The 14,455-nt window shown below is 74.5% G+C and carries 13 protein-coding genes; 9 read left to right on the top strand and 4 right to left on the bottom strand.

Annotated elements, in window-relative coordinates:
• Positions 1 to 56 precede the first annotated feature (56 nt).
• The 5 genes from ACGF15_RS10345 to ACGF15_RS10325 all read left to right on the top strand — a co-directional run bounded on the left by ACGF15_RS10345 (position 57) and on the right by ACGF15_RS10325 (position 5,074).
• Positions 57 to 581, top strand: coding sequence for a hypothetical protein (locus ACGF15_RS10345; RefSeq protein ID WP_345616126.1), 525 nt, complete (start codon positions 57 to 59; stop codon positions 579 to 581).
• Between the two features lie 31 nt (positions 582 to 612).
• Positions 613 to 2,016, top strand: coding sequence for an ABC transporter substrate-binding protein (locus ACGF15_RS10340; RefSeq protein WP_392797683.1), 1,404 nt, complete (start codon positions 613 to 615; stop codon positions 2,014 to 2,016).
• An 81-nt stretch (positions 2,017 to 2,097) separates the two neighbouring features.
• Positions 2,098 to 3,378 (top strand): glycosyltransferase, encoded by a 1,281-nt coding sequence (locus ACGF15_RS10335; RefSeq protein WP_392797680.1) that lies wholly within the window; start codon positions 2,098 to 2,100, stop codon positions 3,376 to 3,378.
• A gap of 146 nt (positions 3,379 to 3,524) precedes the next feature.
• Positions 3,525 to 4,571 (top strand): helix-turn-helix transcriptional regulator, encoded by a 1,047-nt coding sequence (locus ACGF15_RS10330; protein ID WP_392797677.1) that lies wholly within the window; start codon positions 3,525 to 3,527, stop codon positions 4,569 to 4,571.
• A gap of 287 nt (positions 4,572 to 4,858) precedes the next feature.
• Positions 4,859 to 5,074 carry an I78 family peptidase inhibitor gene (locus ACGF15_RS10325; protein WP_345616129.1) on the top strand — a complete coding sequence of 72 codons (216 nt, stop codon included), beginning with the start codon at positions 4,859 to 4,861 and terminating at the stop codon, positions 5,072 to 5,074.
• Positions 5,075 to 5,172: 98 nt separating this feature from the next.
• On the opposite strand, the gene ACGF15_RS10320 is transcribed toward ACGF15_RS10325, so the two are convergent.
• The gene (locus tag ACGF15_RS10320; RefSeq protein WP_345616130.1) at positions 5,173 to 6,177 is read right to left on the bottom strand and encodes a phosphatase PAP2 family protein; all 1,005 of its coding nucleotides are present in this window, start codon (positions 6,175 to 6,177) and stop codon (positions 5,173 to 5,175) included.
• Between the two features lie 432 nt (positions 6,178 to 6,609).
• Between ACGF15_RS10320 and ACGF15_RS10315 the strand changes: the two genes are divergently transcribed.
• Positions 6,610 to 8,394, top strand: a complete 1,785-nt coding sequence (locus tag ACGF15_RS10315; RefSeq protein WP_345616131.1) for an MFS transporter — start codon at positions 6,610 to 6,612, stop codon at positions 8,392 to 8,394.
• 116 nt (positions 8,395 to 8,510) lie between these two features.
• Positions 8,511 to 9,698 (top strand): acyl-CoA dehydrogenase family protein, encoded by a 1,188-nt coding sequence (locus ACGF15_RS10310; RefSeq protein ID WP_362607750.1) that lies wholly within the window; start codon positions 8,511 to 8,513, stop codon positions 9,696 to 9,698.
• A gap of 218 nt (positions 9,699 to 9,916) precedes the next feature.
• On the opposite strand, the gene ACGF15_RS10305 is transcribed toward ACGF15_RS10310, so the two are convergent.
• Positions 9,917 to 10,351: a cell division protein SepF gene (locus ACGF15_RS10305; RefSeq protein WP_256524347.1), complete on the bottom strand. Its 435-nt coding sequence runs from the start codon at positions 10,349 to 10,351 to the stop codon at positions 9,917 to 9,919.
• A 637-nt stretch (positions 10,352 to 10,988) separates the two neighbouring features.
• Between ACGF15_RS10305 and ACGF15_RS10300 the strand changes: the two genes are divergently transcribed.
• The gene (locus ACGF15_RS10300) at positions 10,989 to 11,363 is read left to right on the top strand and encodes an alpha-lytic protease prodomain-containing protein (RefSeq protein ID WP_392797671.1); all 375 of its coding nucleotides are present in this window, start codon (positions 10,989 to 10,991) and stop codon (positions 11,361 to 11,363) included.
• Positions 11,364 to 11,459: 96 nt separating this feature from the next.
• On the opposite strand, the gene tnpA is transcribed toward ACGF15_RS10300, so the two are convergent.
• Positions 11,460 to 11,888: an IS200/IS605 family transposase gene (tnpA, locus tag ACGF15_RS10295; protein WP_362607755.1), complete on the bottom strand. Its 429-nt coding sequence runs from the start codon at positions 11,886 to 11,888 to the stop codon at positions 11,460 to 11,462.
• Between the two features lie 24 nt (positions 11,889 to 11,912).
• Here tnpA and ACGF15_RS10290 point away from each other — a divergent pair, with 24 nt between their 5' ends.
• Positions 11,913 to 13,136, top strand: a complete 1,224-nt coding sequence (locus ACGF15_RS10290; RefSeq protein WP_392797668.1) for an RNA-guided endonuclease InsQ/TnpB family protein — start codon at positions 11,913 to 11,915, stop codon at positions 13,134 to 13,136.
• Positions 13,137 to 13,252: 116 nt separating this feature from the next.
• On the opposite strand, the gene ACGF15_RS10285 is transcribed toward ACGF15_RS10290, so the two are convergent.
• Entirely contained in the window at positions 13,253 to 14,362 is a 1,110-nt protein-coding gene (locus ACGF15_RS10285; RefSeq protein WP_392797665.1) for a DUF3533 domain-containing protein, read from the bottom strand.
• Positions 14,363 to 14,455 lie beyond the last annotated feature (93 nt).

Raw genomic sequence — 14,455 nt, 5'->3', positions numbered from 1 at the left:
TTGCACTATGCCCCGAAGCGGCGGACGCTGGAAGCCGAGAACCGGTGGTGATCGCGATGGCTCACACAAGGCACTCCCGCGGGGCGGTCTGGGCGGCTGCGGCGGTCCTCGTCCTCGGGCCGCTGGCCGTCGGGTGCTCCGACGACTCCGACTCCGGCTCCGCCACCTCGCCGACGCCGGCCGCCACCTCCCCGGCCTCGCCCACCGAGGGCGCGGGACCGGCGGACCCGGCGGCGGCCGAGGACCAGATCGAGGAGAGCTGGGACGTGTTCTTCGACCCCTCCACGACGACCGAGCAGAAGGTCGCCGTCCTGGAGAACGGCGAGGAACTGAGGCCCGCGCTGGCCGCGTTCTCCGGCGACCAGAACGCGGCGGCCGTCGGAGCGGAGGTCACCGGGGTGGAGTTCACCTCGCCGACCGAGGCCGAGGTCACCTACGACCTCCTGGTGGACGGCGTCGTGGTGCTGCCCGACACCCTGGGCACCGCGGTCGAGGAGGACGGCGTCTGGAAGGTCTCCCAGAAGGCCCTGTGCGGGCTGGTCTCCCTGAGCAACGACGCCCCGTCCGTGCCGGGCTGCTGAGCCGGCCGGGTGACCGCCGGAGGACCGGGTCATGGCCCGCGGTGCACGGCGTGCCCGCGCGTGCGGCGCCCGCGCGGCGAGCGGGGGCGGCACGGGCCCGCCGCCGGGGCGCACGCCCGCCCGCCGCGCGGTTCGGCGCCGTCGGGCGCGCACCGCGGGCGCGCTGCTCGCCGCGGGTCTCCTCGCGGCGGTCGCCGCGTGCGGCAGCCGGCTGCCCGAGGCCGACTTCCCCCGCCCCACCGCGTCCGGCGCCCCGGCGGAGGGGGAACCGATCCGCGTCGGCGTCATCGCCAGCTCCACCAGCCCGGTCGGGGGCGGCGCCTTCGACGCGCCCGGGGAGGGCGCCCGGGCCTACTTCGCGGCCCTGAACGCCCGGGGCGGCATCCACGGCCGCCCCGTGGAGGTGGTCGGCTGCGACGACGGGGGCAGCGGCCCCGGCAACACCGCGTGCGTGCAGCGGCTCGTGGACGAGGACGAGGTGGTCGCCCTCGTCGCCACCACCGCGTTCGACTACGCGGGGGCCGCCCGGGTGGCCCGGGCGGGGGTGCCGGACATCGGAGGGCAGCCCCTCGGGCCCGCGTACGACACCTATCCGCACCTCTACGGCATCTACGGCAGCGCGGCCCCCCGCACCGGCCGGTCCCCGGGCTGGGACGGCACGCTCTACGGCGGCACGGAGGTCTACCGGTGGTTCCGCGAGGAGCAGGGCGCCCGTACCGCGGCCGTGGTGTCCTACAACCAGGCCGCCTCCGCCGCGTACGCCCGGCTGATGGCGCGGGGGCTGGAGGAGGAGGGCTACACCGTCGTCCGCGAGCAGGTGGACTTCGCCCTGCCCAACTTCCGCGCGGCCGCCGCCGACATCGCCCGCAGCGGCGCCGACCTCGTCTTCGACGCCCTGGACACGCACGGCAACGTCCGCCTGTGCCGGGCGCTGGACGCCGCGGGGGCGGAGTTCACCGCCAAGGTCACCAACGTGCAGAACTGGAACGACGCGGTGGCCGACGACTACGCGGACGCGCCCCGCTGCCGCAACGCGCTGTGGGCCACCGGGTCCAGCCGCAACCACGACGAGTCCGCGCACCCGGCCGTGGCGGAGTTCCGCGAGGGGATGCGCCGCCACGGCGCCTCGGCCGGTCCGCTGTCCCAGTGGCAGCTGGAGGGCTGGGCCGCCGCCCGGTGGTTCGCCGACGCGGCCGCCTCCTGCGACCGCGACCCGACGCGGGCCTGCGTGGACCGCGCCGTGCGGGAGTCCGCCCCCTACACCGCCGGGGGGCTGCTGCTCCCGGTCTCTTTCGAGCGACTCGCCGAACCGCCGGCGACGCGGCGCACCTGCCTGTCCGTGGCCCGCTGGCAGGACGGACGCGGCTGGGTGGACCAGGGGCGGGACATGACCCGCGACTGCTTCACCGTGCCCCAGCTTCCGTACCGGCCCTGACCGGCGAGTACGCTCCTCACGGACGGGCTCCCCGCCGGGGGAGCGGCCACGGGTAAAGGGAACGGGAGGCAGCGGCGCCGTATGCGCATGTCGTTTCTGCTGCACAACGCGTACGGCATCGGCGGGACGATCCGCACGACCTTCAACCTCGCCCAGGCCCTCGCCGAGCGCCACGAGGTCGAGATCGTCTCGGTCTTCCGCCACCGCGACGAGCCGACGATGGGCGCGCCGTCCGGGGTCGCGCTGCGGCACCTGGTCGACCTGCGGAAGAAGAGCCCCGGCTACGACGGCGACGACCCGCTGGCCCGCAGGCCCGCCCGGGTCTTCCCGCGCGGCGACGGGCGCCACCGGCAGTACAGCAGGCTGACCGACGCGCGGATCGCCGCGCACCTGGCGGCGCTGCGGGCCGACGTGGTGATCGGCACCCGGCCCGGGCTCAACGTCCACATCGCCCGGCAGGCTCCCCGGGGCGTCGTCCGCATCGGCCAGGAGCACCTGACGCTCGACAGCCACGGCTACCGCCTCCGGCGCGAGATCGGGCACCGCTACACCATGCTCGACGCCGTCACCACCGTCACCGAGGCCGACGCCCGGGACTACCGGGAGCGTCTGCGGCTGCCCGGCGTCCGGATCGAGGCGCTGCCGAACAGCGTTCCCGAGCCCGCCGCGGGACCGGCCGACCCCGCGGCCCGCTGTGTGGTCGCCGCCGGGCGGCTGACCCGGGTCAAGCGCTACGACGTGCTGGTCGAGGCCTTCGCCAAGGTGGTCGCGGTCCGCCCCGACTGGCGGCTGCGCATCTACGGCAGCGGGGACGCCACCGGGAACGAGAAGGACGCCCTGCGCGAGCTGATCGACCGCCGCGGGCTCGCGGAGCACGTGTTCCTCATGGGCACCGCGCAGCCGATGGACCGGGAGTGGGCCAAGGGCTCGCTCGCCGCCGTCACCTCGGAGCGCGAGTCCTTCGGGATGAGCATCGTCGAGGCGATGCGCTGCGGCCTGCCGGTGGTCGCCACCGACTGCCCGCTCGGCCCCCGCGAGATCATCGAGGACGGTGTGGACGGGCGGCTGGTGCCCGTCGGGGACAGCGACGCCTTCGCGGGGGCCCTGCTGGAGCTGATCGAGGACGAGGGGCTGCGGAGCCGGGCGGGGCGGGCGGCCCGCGCGGCCTCGGCCCGCTTCGATCCGGCGAGCATCGCCCGGACCCACGAGGCGCTGTGCGCCGAACTCGTCGCCGCCGGGGCGCACGGGCGTTCCGGCGGCGCCGTGCGCGAGGCCGTCCACCGGGGGCGCAGCGCGCTCTACGACGCCGGGTACGCCCTGCGGTACGCGGTGGCGGACCGCCTGCGGGGCGCCCGGCGCTGAGCGCCCCGGCGCCGGGGGCCCGGCGTCCGCCCGGTGCACGCCGGGGACCCCGCGCCGGGGCCGCCGTGCGGAGCCCGCCGGGGGTCCGGGCGCCGGACGGGCCGTGCGGGCCGGCGCCGTCCGCACGGAGTGCGAGACTCGGGCCCATGCTGGAGACCTCGGCACGACTGCTGCGCCTGCTGTCCCTTCTGCAGGCCCACCGCGAGTGGTCCGGTGCCGACCTCGCCGCCCGGCTCGGGGTGACCTCCCGCACCGTCCGCCGCGATGTCGACCGCCTGCGCGAACTGGGCTACCCCGTCGAGGCGAGCCCCGGCACCGGTGGCGGATACCGGCTCGGCGCCGGTGCGGAGCTGCCCCCGCTCCTGCTCGACGACGAGGAGGCCGTCGCCGTGGCCGTCGGGCTGCGCACGGCGGCCGGCCAGGGCGTCGAGGGCATCGGGGAGGCCTCGGTGCGGGCCCTGGCGAAGCTGGAGCAGGTGCTGCCCGGCAGGCTCCGCCGGCGCGTGGGCGCGCTCAACGACGTCACCGTGCCCATGCTCCGCGCCCACCGGGGGCCGTCCGTGGACCCGGCGGTGCTGACGGAGCTCGCCCATGCCTGCCGCGACGCGGAGGTGCTGCGCTGCGAGTACCGGGACCACCGCGGAGTGCCGACCCGGCGCACCCTGGAGCCCCACCGCCTGGTGTGCACGGAGCGGCGCTGGTACCTGGTGGCCTGGGACACCGACCGCCGGGACTGGCGCACCCTGCGCGTGGACCGGCTCACCCCCAGGCCGCCGCACGGGCCCCGCTTCGCCCCGCGCACCCCGCCCTCCGGGGATCTCGCCGCCTATGTCTCCCAGGGGGTCGCCGTCCGGGCCTACCCGGCGCGCGCGGTGGTCCGGCTGCACTGCTCGGCGGAGGAGGCGGCGGGCTTCGCCGGGCCGTCCGACGGTGTGCTGGAGGCGGTCGACGACCGCACCTGCCTGCTGCGGACCGGTGCGGACGGCCTGGACGCGCTGGTGGTCCACGTGCTGCTGCTGGGCGTCGACTTCGAGGTGGTGGAGCCGGCCGAGCTGACGGGGTATCTGCGCTCCCTGCGGGACCGGCTCTCCCGGGCGCTCGCCGCGGGCCAGGGGGGCGGCGGGCGCACGGGAGGGCGCGCGGAGGCGGGGCGAGTGGACGGAACCGATGGCGGAGTTGTGGGGGAACGGTGAAAGCGGCAGTGGTGCCGCCCATTCTCCCCGCCGGGGTGACGGGTGTCGTCGAGTGACGTTTCCCGCCGCCTGTGCGCATTGCGTTTTCCGGGTCCCGTGAATTACCGGACCGCTATCCGCGGAGCCGCCCGGTATTGCCCGTTCGGGTGAAGCAGTTCGAGTGACGCAGGTCTCGGCCGCTGTCGGGATCCTGTGACAGAAGCGTGACCGCGAAGGTATCCGGGCGCGATGCGGAAGATCACATTCCGAGCTTCCGCGACCGCCCGTCGGCCCCTACCGTGGAAGCCATGGCACCGATACCGACCCACCGGGAACAGCCCGACGACGCCCCCGACTCCTACGTCGGCCTCGGCGCCGAGGAGGCCGAGCGGCTCGCGCGCCGGCGCGGCTGGACGACGGTCCGTGCACTGCCTCCCGGCGCGATCATCACCATGGAGTACCTGGAGGGCCGTCTCAACTTCGAGGTGCGCGACGGCACCGTGATCCGCTGCTGGAAGGGCTGAGCCCGGCGGGCGGCCGTGGAACGGGGCGGGCGCGCCGAGGGCCCCGGAGCAGCCGCTCCGGGGCCCTCGGCGCGCTCCTCGCCCGCCGTGCCGGGCGCTCAGGCGCCCGGCAGCGGCCGCGAGTGCGGCGGGCGCCTGCTGCCGGTGGGCGAGACCGGGGAGCGCTCCGAGCGCCCCGGGTGCGGGCGCACGGGGGCCGCCACGGGGGTGTGGGTCGCCGTGCGGGAGGCGCCGCCCGACCGGGCACCGGCGTGCCGGGGCGCGTGCTCCTGCGCCGCCGCACCGCTCTCCACCTGCGACACCAGCTCGCGCTGCGGGACCGGGTCCGGCCGCGGAGCGCCCGCCGCGACCGGCAGGGGCGGCTCCGGCGCCCGGCGGGCGCGCCAGCGGTCCCGGAGCCCGAGCAGCCAGACCTCGGCGCGGGCGATGACCGGCTCGCACCAGGGCAGCCCCAGAAGGATCAGCAGCCCCGCCGCCCAGCCCAGCAGCACGTCGCTCAGCCAGTGGGTGCCGATGTAGACGGTCGTCAGGCCCACGCCCAGGGAGACCACCGCCGACAGCGCCGAGAGATATCTCCGGGCCCGCGGGGTGGTCGCCAGGTAGGCGAGGATTCCCCAGGTCACGACCGCGTTGGCGGTGTGGCCGGAGGGAAATATATCGCCGCCGGCGAAGAGCTCGGCCGAGCCGATCTCCGTCGCGTAGTGGGGGCCCAGCCGGCCCAGTCCGATCTTGACCGCGCCCACGGTGACGTTGAGTAGCAGCAGTGCCGCGCCGAGGGCCAGCAGCGGCCGGAGCGTGTGCTGCCGCCAGGAGCGCCAGCCCAGCCACGCCGCGACCATCACGGCCGTGGGGCCGCGCTGACCGAGGACCACGAAGTAGTCGAGGAACGCATGCGGCTGCGGCCACTGCTCGAACGGCCGGAAGAGCATGACCTTCCAGTCGAGGGCCACGAGCCACGTCGACGCCAGCACGGCGACGACGATGGCCGCGTAGAACGCCGAGGTCCCGCCGAAGAGGGCGAGACGCGTGCGGCTCATCCGCGGGATCTCTATCTTCGGCGGTTCCGGCTCCCGGTCCAGCCGGGCAAAGATGTCGGTACGCACCCAATCGACGTTACAGCGAGTGAGCGGGTGGTCCGGTCGATCCACCCCATTCGTGATGCCTACGTGATGTGGAGTTCGTCTCTGATCCACTCGAATTCGAGCCGTTCCGAAAATAGGCCGAAGCGCTGCCGGGGAAATTCGTCCGGGTTTTCCGGAGGGCTCTTTCCGGGGCGCCCGGGCGGGGGTTCACCGTCATTACGGACGCCGTTCGCGCCGCGTTCACGGCCGCCCATGATCCGCCGCACCCGGGGCAGGCGAGTGGCGTACGCCACACGGGGGCGGCGCGGCGGTGAGAGATCGACCACGCGCACTGCGCGGGAACTCGCGTACGCTGGCGCTCACTCGCCCGTCGATGCCGGGCCGCCCGCGGGACCCGACGGCACCGTCCCCGGCCGGTCCGCCGAGCGCGAGGAATCTACGGGAGGTTCGTACATGACCGTGACGACCACGGCCGGGGCACGCCTGCGCGCCGTCGGCGGCGGTGCCAACCGCTGGGTCGTCCTCGTCGTCCTGTGCGTCAGCCTCCTCCTGGTCGCCCTCGACGCGACGGTGCTCCATGTCGCGGTCCCCGCCGTCACCGAGGACCTCCGCCCCAGCGGCGTCGAACTGCTGTGGATCGTCGACGCCTACCCGCTGGTCTGCGCCTCCCTGCTGATCATGTTCGGCACGCTCGGCGACCGCGTCGGGCGCCGCAGACTGCTGCTGATCGGCTATGCGGTGTTCGGGCTCGCCTCCGCCGTCGCCGCCTTCGCCCCCACTCCCGAGGTGCTGATCGCCGCGCGTGTCCTGCTCGGCGTGGGCGGCGCCATGATCATGCCCGCCACCCTGTCGATCCTGCGGGCGGTCTTCCCCGACCGGGCCGAACGGGCCACCGCCATCGGCATCTGGACCGCCGTGGCCGCCGTGGGCGCCGCCACCGGGCCCGTGCTCGGAGGCTTCCTGGTCGAGAACTTCCACTGGGGCTCGGTCTTCCTGATCAACATCCCGCTGATGGCCCTCGTGCTGCCCGTCGGCCGGTGGCTGCTGCCCGAGTCGCGCGGCGGATCCGACGGGCCCTGGGACGTGGTCGGCGCACTGGCCGCGGCCGGGGGTGTGCTCGGCGTGGTCCTCGGGGTGAAGCGGCTCGGCGCCGGCGCGGCCCTCCTGGACCCCGCCGCCGCGCTCAGCGTGGGCGCCGGATGCGTCCTGCTCGCGCTCTTCGTGCGGCGCCAGAAGCGGCGGCCGCACCCTCTGATCGACATGCGCATGTTCGCGCGGGCCGCGTTCTCCACCTCGGTGGGCTGCATCGTCCTGGCCATGCTGGCCCTGGTCGGCCTTGAGCTGATCGCCGTCCAGTACCTCCAGCTCGTCCTCGGCCTCACCCCGCTGGAGACGGGGCTGCGCCTGCTGCCCCTCACCTTCGCCGCCATGGCCGCCGGCGCCACCGGCTCCTTCACGCTGCGCCGGCTCGGCCCGCGCCGCATGGTCGGCTGGGGCTTCGTCCTCACCGCCGCCGCGGTGCTGCTGCTCCTGCTGATGGGCCAGCACGACCGCCCCCTGCTGCTCACCGCCGGCTTCGTGCTGCTCGGCTTCGGGCTGCAGACCACCCTCTTCGGCGCCTACGAGTCGATGCTGAGCGAGGCCCCGCCCGAGCAGGCCGGCGGGGCGGCCGCCATCGGCGAGACCTCCTACCAACTCGGCGCGGGGATGGGCATCGCCCTGCTCGGCAGCGTGATGAACGCGGCCTACGGGCCCCGGGTGGCCGCGCTGGAAGGCGTGCCCGCCGCGGCGGGCTCCGCCGCCTCGCACTCCCTGGGCGAGGCGTACCAGGTGGCCGACCGGCTCGGCGGGGAGGCCGGCGAACTGCTACGCACCACCGCCCGCACCTCCTTCGTCGGCGGGCTGCACCTCGCCCTGGTGGTGAGCGCGGGCCTGCTGCTGCTCGGCGCCGCCGCCGCGCTGCGCCTGCCCCGGCGGATGGAGGCGCTCGCGGCGCACGGCGCCCACCACGGGCCCGGCCCGCAGGGCCCGGACGCCCCGCACCGGGCCGAACCCGTGCTCCCGGCGACGCGCCGCCCCGGCTCCGGAGAGCCCCCGGCAGGCCCCGCCCACACGGCGGGCACCGCGACCGCGCCGCCGGTCGACGCCGCGCCCACCGTGCCCCGACCCGCCGATCCCGGCAGGAACCGCGGCCACGAGCGCGCCGAAGCAGCCGGGTCTGGACGGGCGGCGCACTGAGCCGTACCGTCGAACGCGGTCATGAGCACTGCAGGTTTTCCTGCTGTCGACGACACCGTCACCACCGCCCGGCCGCTGCGCGGCGGGCACCGTGCGAGAGCCGCCGGAGGCATCCCTTGTCCGCACCCGCGAAGCGCCCCTCCTTCGACCCGGTCGACCCGCTCGGCATCGACGACCTGCTCGGGCCCGAGGACCTGGCGGTCCGCGACACCGTCCGCTCCTGGGCCGCCGACCGCGTCCTGCCGGAGATCGCCGACTGGTACGAGCGCGGCGAACTCCCCCTGCGCGACCTCGCCCGGGAACTCGGCTCCCTCGGTGCCCTCGGGATGTCCCTCGACGGCTACGGGTGCGCCGGTGCCACCGCGGTCCAGTACGGCCTCGCCTGCCTGGAGCTGGAGGCCGCCGACTCGGGCATCCGCTCCCTCGTCTCCGTACAGGGCTCGCTCGCCATGTACGCGATCCACCGCTACGGCTCCGAGGAGCAGAAGCAGCGCTGGCTGCCGGGGATGGCCGCGGGCGAGACCATCGGCTGCTTCGGCCTCACCGAACCCGACCACGGCTCCGACCCCGCCGGAATGCGGACCTACGCCAAGCGCGACGGCGGGGACTGGGTGCTCACCGGGCGCAAGATGTGGATCACCAACGGATCGGCCGCCGGGGTGGCGGTCGTCTGGGCGCAGACGGACGACGGCATCCGCGGCTTCGCCGTCCCCACGGACACGCCCGGGTTCTCCGCCCCCGAGATCCGGCACAAGTGGTCGCTGCGGGCCTCGGTCACCAGCGAACTGGTCATGGACGACGTGCGCCTGCCCGCCGACGCCGTGCTCCCCGGGGTCAGCGGGCTGCGCGGCCCGCTCAGCTGCCTCAACCACGCGCGCTACGGCATCGTCTGGGGCGCGATGGGCGCCGCCCGCGCCAGTTTCGAGGCGGCGCGGGAGTACGCCCGCAGCCGCGAGCAGTTCGGGCGCCCCATCGGCGGCTTCCAGCTCACCCAGGCGAAGCTCGCCGACATGGCCCTCGAACTCCACAAGGGCATCCTGCTCGCGCACCACCTGGGCCGGCGGATGGACGCCGGTACGCTCCGCCCGGAGCAGGTCAGCTTCGGCAAGCTCAACAACGTGCGCGAGGCCATCGAGATCTGCCGCACGGCGCGCACCGTCCTCGGGGCCAACGGGATCTCGCTGGAGTACCCCGTGATGCGCCACGCCACGAACCTGGAGTCGGTGCTCACCTACGAGGGCACGGTCGAGATGCACCAACTGGTGCTGGGCAAGGCGCTGACCGGCCTCGACGCCTTCCGCTGAGCGCCGTCCCGCGGTCCCCGGCGGATCGGCGCGCCGCCGGCCCCGGGGCGTCGACGGGCGGAGGGCCGTTCTCGTGCCGGGGGTGCCCGGGCGGTGCGGCAGCGCGGGCACCGTCGCCGCGGGGGCGTGGTGCGCCCGCCGGCCCCGGGCCGGGGGGACCCCGCCTCGCCGGGCCGCCTCGGCGGGCCGGCCGGCGGGGCCGGGCGCGGGGGGACCGCTCAGCTCTGGTTGAAGAAGCCGTCCTGCGAGCGGCCGGCGGGGTCCCCGGTGACGATCCGGGTGTCGGCGGGGGTCAGCAGGAACACCCGCTGCGCCACGCGCTCGATCGAGCCGCGCAGCCCGAAGGCGAGCCCGGCGGCGAAGTCCACCACGCGCTTGGCGTCGCCCGGCTCCATCGCCGTCAGGTTCACGATCACGGGCACGCCGTCGCGGAACAGCTCGCCGATGCCCCGGGCGTCGCGGAAGCCGTCAGGGGAGACCGTCGCGATCCGGCGGCCCTCCTCCTGGGCGGATTCGGAGGCCACACGCACACGGGGGTCGGTGACCCAGGCGTCACCGGTCTCCGCACCCTCGGCGTACTCGTCGTCGTAGTAACGCCCGTCGTTGTCCTCGACGAGTCCCAGCCAGGCGCTCGCCTTGCGTACCGAACCCATGGACGCCTCCTTCCGCTGATGCAGTGGTCCCACTGCGGTCTCTGTCGTATCCGCACCCCTATGGTCGTCCATCATGCGGATCGCGCGCCAAGTGGATAGCCGCCGCGCAGGGGATTCGTGACGGTACTGGTGCAGAGGATGTGGCGATTCGTCAAGGTTCTTCCTGTGCAGGGGGCATGAGGGGATCAAAATATAAAAGTCGGACCAGACGGGTGACGGCCAGGGCGTACGGGTGAACGCCCCTGTCGCTACGATGCCCCCGATACGCCGCCCGACTCCGGGAGGACCGTCTTGTCCGGAAGGGCCGGACCGTGCCGCCCCGCGGCCCCGGTGAGTGCCCGCGGGCCCTGCGGAGGACGGTCCTGACGGGAGCTCAGGGGCCGGTGCGGCCACCCCGACCGGTCCCCGGCCCCGGTCCCTCCCGGCGGTGGGGCGGTCCCTCGGCCCGGTACCGGATGGGTGCGCGCGGCGGCCGAAAGGCGCCCTTGTAGCGCGGGTTGACGGCGCGAATACTCCCGACCAGCGCCTGTCGGGAGCACGGCCCGGCCGGAACACGGACGCCCTGAGCGCCTCCTGACTGCGCCTCACCGGGCCCGGCCCCACGAAGGGGCCCCCTTTCCCCTCGGGAGGAACGACCGTGAGGATCACGCGCACCACCCCCCGCACCGCCTCCAGACACCGCCGCCTCGTGGCCCTGTCCACCGGCCTGGCCGCAGCCGCCGCGCTGCTCCTCCCCACCGCCGCTGCCGGCGCCGAGGAGGCCCGCACCTACAGCGCCGACCGGCTCGCGGCCGCCGGGGAGGCCGTGCTCGGTGCCGATGTGGCGGGCACCGCCTGGCACGTCGACGAGGCCACCGGAACCCTGGTCGTCGTCGCGGACAGCACCGTCACCACGGCGGAGCTCGCCCGTATCGAGCGCCGGGCCGGGAGGAACGCCGGCGCCCTGCGCGTCGAGCGCACACCCGGCACCCTGTCCACGCTCATCTCCGGCGGGGACGCCGTCTACCTCTGATCTTGGCCAGTGCTCCGCCCTTCAGGGCGGGGGTGAAGGTCATCCTTGACGCGCAGGCGCGAAGCGCCGGAGTTCGCTGCGCCTCCGCCATGACGGTCAGACAGGCCGCTTCTGGTTCTCGATGTACTGCTTGACCGCGGTCGGCGGTGCGCCGCCGCAGCTTCCGGCGAAGTAGGAGCCGGACCAGAAGTGTCCGCCCCACAGGTGCCGCCGGACGTGGCTGTCGTACTCCTTGCGCAGCATCCGGGCGGACACCCCCTTGAGGGAGTTGACCAGCTTGGAGAGCTGGACCTTGGGCGGGTAGTGCACCAGGAGGTGCACGTGGTCGTCCTCGCCGTTGAACTGCTTCAGCTCGGCCTCGAAGTCCGCGCACACCTCGCGCATGATCTCCTCGCACCGCGTCAGCATGGCGTCAGTCATGGCCTTGCGCCGGTACTTCGTGACAAAAACCAAATGAACGTGAAGGTTGTGGACGACGTGACGGCCCGTGCGTACATCGGGATCGGGGTTCCATCGGGGTGACATAAACCAAAGGGTATAGTGATCGGCGTGCAGCTTCGGTACAGCTTCCGCGTGTACCCGAGCGCCGGTCAGCGTACGGCGTTGGCGAGGGCGTTCGGGTGTGCTCGGGTGGTCTTCAACGACGCTCTTCGGGCTCGTGAGACCGCCCGCGCCGCCGGGTTGCCGTTCATCCCGTCCGGTGAGTTGTCCAAGCAGCTCACCGCCTCGAAGAAGACTCCCGAGCGGGCCTGGCTCGCCGAGGTGTCGTCGGTCGTGTTACAGCAGTCCCTGCGGGACCTGGACACCGCCTACAAGAACTTCTTCGACGGCCTCAAGGGCAAGCGGCCGAAGATGGGGCCGCCCCGGTTCAAGTCCCGCAAGGACACCCGACAGTCGGTCCGGTTCACCGCGAACGCCGGGTGGAAGATCACGACCGGCGGGAAGCTCCGGCTCCCCAAGGTCGGCGACGTGCCGGTCAGGTGGTCACGCTCCGTGCCGTCCGTGCCGTCCACGGTGACCGTGGTCAAGGACAGTGCCGGCCGGTACTTCGCCTCGTTCGTGGTCGGGACCGAGACCGAGACGCTGCTCGCCACGGATAGCGTGGCCGGCATCGACCTGGGGCTGACCCACTTCGCGATTCTGTCGGACGGCACGAAGATCGACAGTCCCCGCTTCCTGCGCCGGGCCGAGAAGAAGCTCAAGAAGGCGCAGCAGGATCTCAGCCGCAAGACGAAGGGGTCGAAGAACCGGGCGAAGGCCCGGATCAAGGCTGCACGTGCCCACGCACGGACCGCCGATGCGCGGCGCGAGTTCCACCACCAGCTCTCCACGAAGATCATCCGCGAGAACCAAGCGGTTGCAGTGGAAGACCTGGCGGTCAAGGGCCTCGCCCGCACCCGCATGGCCAAGTCCGTACATGACGCCGGATGGTCGGCGTTCACCACGATGCTGGAGTACAAGGCCGCCCTGTATGGGCGCACCTTCCAACGCATCGGCCGCTTCGAGCCCACGTCTCAGGTGTGCTCGCAGTGCGGCGTCAAGGACGGCCCCAAGCCCCTGCACATCCGAACGTGGACATGCGGGGCCTGCGGGACACACCTTGACCGGGACATCAACGCGGCGGTCAACGTCGCGAAGGCGGCCGGACTGGCCGTGTCAGCCTGCGGAGCGCGGGTAAGACCGGGACTCGTCCCGGCACAGCGCGAAGAAACAGGAACCCACCCGAAGACGAGCCGGGCATCCGGCAGCCAGGCGGGAATCTCCGTCCTTTAGGGCGGAGAGGATGTCAATGAACCGCCCCGCCGCAGGCAGGGCCCCGCACCCGTGCCCCGCGCGCCCTCCCCGTCCGGGAGGGGCGGGGCCGGGGCCGCACTTCTCGGGCCTCCTCCTCACGCCCCCTGCGGCCCGGGGCCGCGCCGGCCCCGGCGCAGCGAGGCGAGGCCCACGGTGACGGCGGCCCCGCCCACCGCCCAGGCGGACAGCACCCACAGGGGCCCGGCCGCCCCGTTGCCCTGGAAGTAGGCGATCGACCGCGCCGCGTAGGTCCCGGCTCCCGGGGGCAGCGCCGGCCCGATCGCCCGCCAGAACGGGGGGAGCAGGGGGTACGGATAGGCCCCGCCCGCGCTCGGGTTGCCGGCGATGACGACCACCAGGATGGCCAGCCCGATGCCGACGATCCCCGCCAGCCCCTGGAAGGCGAGGGTGAGCGCGCCGACCGCGAAGACCAGCAGCGTGCCGAGGCCCCACAGGGCCCAGACGCCGCCCGGCAGCGCGTCGAGCACCGGGCCCGCGACCACCGTCCCGAGCAGGCCCGCGGCGACCGCGTACAGCAGGAGCACCCCGAGTCTGACCAGGGCCCGGGAGGTGTTCGCGGGCCGGGCGCCCGCGCTGACGGCCAGGGCCGCCGCGCACAGGTAGCCGCCCACGCACCAGCCGACGACCAGGTAGAACGAGGAGAGCCCGCGGGCGTCGCCCGGGGCCTCGGGCACGACGTCGACCACCCGCACCGTGCGCCCCTGCGCCGCCTCGGCGCGGGTGACGACCTCCGCGAGGGCCTGCGCCAGGGAGGAGCCGGCTCCGGCCGCGACCAGCAGCCGGTCGGTGGTGCCCCGGGGGTCGACGATCAGGGCGCCGTCCACCTCCCGGTCCTCGATCTGGCGCCGGGCGGCCTCCTCGTCGGCGGCCCCCCGCGGGGCCAGGGGCTCGTCCGGCAGGCGCTCCAGCCGGTACAGGGCCTGGTCGACCGCCTGCGGGGAGGGTGAGGCGACCGCGAGCGGGATCCGGTGGGGGGTCGGCTGGTGGAACGCCCCGATGTAGGAGGTGATGAAGGCCACCTGGAGTGCCAGCACGCCGATCACGAGCAGCGCGGCCCGCAGGCTCACGGCGCTCCTGACCTCCCCGAGGAAGCCGGTGGGCCGCTCCGGGCCCGGCCCGCCGCCATCGGCGCCCGCGGCGGCGCGGGGGCCCCCGCCCGGGGGGCCGTCGTATGTCTGAGGCATGGCCCAACGCTCGGTGCGGACCGGTGTCCGTGCAGGTGGGACGGGTCCGAATGGCTGAGCGGCCGGGTGGCGGCACCCCGCCGAGATGTATCG

Origin of the sequence: Streptomyces sp. NPDC048001 (genome assembly GCF_043203115.1) — a bacterium.
GTDB classification, from domain to species: Bacteria; Actinomycetota; Actinomycetes; order Streptomycetales; family Streptomycetaceae; genus Streptomyces; species Streptomyces sanyensis.
The sequence above is the reverse complement of the archived record's forward strand: the minus strand, read 5'-3'. Positions and strand labels throughout refer to the sequence as shown.

Coding starts and splice junctions, on each gene's coding strand:
- ACGF15_RS10345 (WP_345616126.1), top strand. CDS start 57: ATGGCTCACACAAGGCACTCCCGCGGGGCGGTCTGGGCGGCTGCGGCG.
- ACGF15_RS10340 (WP_392797683.1), top strand. CDS start 613: ATGGCCCGCGGTGCACGGCGTGCCCGCGCGTGCGGCGCCCGCGCGGCG.
- ACGF15_RS10335 (WP_392797680.1), top strand. CDS start 2,098: ATGCGCATGTCGTTTCTGCTGCACAACGCGTACGGCATCGGCGGGACG.
- ACGF15_RS10330 (WP_392797677.1), top strand. CDS start 3,525: ATGCTGGAGACCTCGGCACGACTGCTGCGCCTGCTGTCCCTTCTGCAG.
- ACGF15_RS10325 (WP_345616129.1), top strand. CDS start 4,859: ATGGCACCGATACCGACCCACCGGGAACAGCCCGACGACGCCCCCGAC.
- ACGF15_RS10315 (WP_345616131.1), top strand. CDS start 6,610: ATGACCGTGACGACCACGGCCGGGGCACGCCTGCGCGCCGTCGGCGGC.
- ACGF15_RS10305 (WP_256524347.1), bottom strand. CDS start 10,351: ATGGGTTCGGTACGCAAGGCGAGCGCCTGGCTGGGACTCGTCGAGGAC.
- tnpA (WP_362607755.1), bottom strand. CDS start 11,888: ATGTCACCCCGATGGAACCCCGATCCCGATGTACGCACGGGCCGTCAC.
- ACGF15_RS10285 (WP_392797665.1), bottom strand. CDS start 14,362: ATGCCTCAGACATACGACGGCCCCCCGGGCGGGGGCCCCCGCGCCGCC.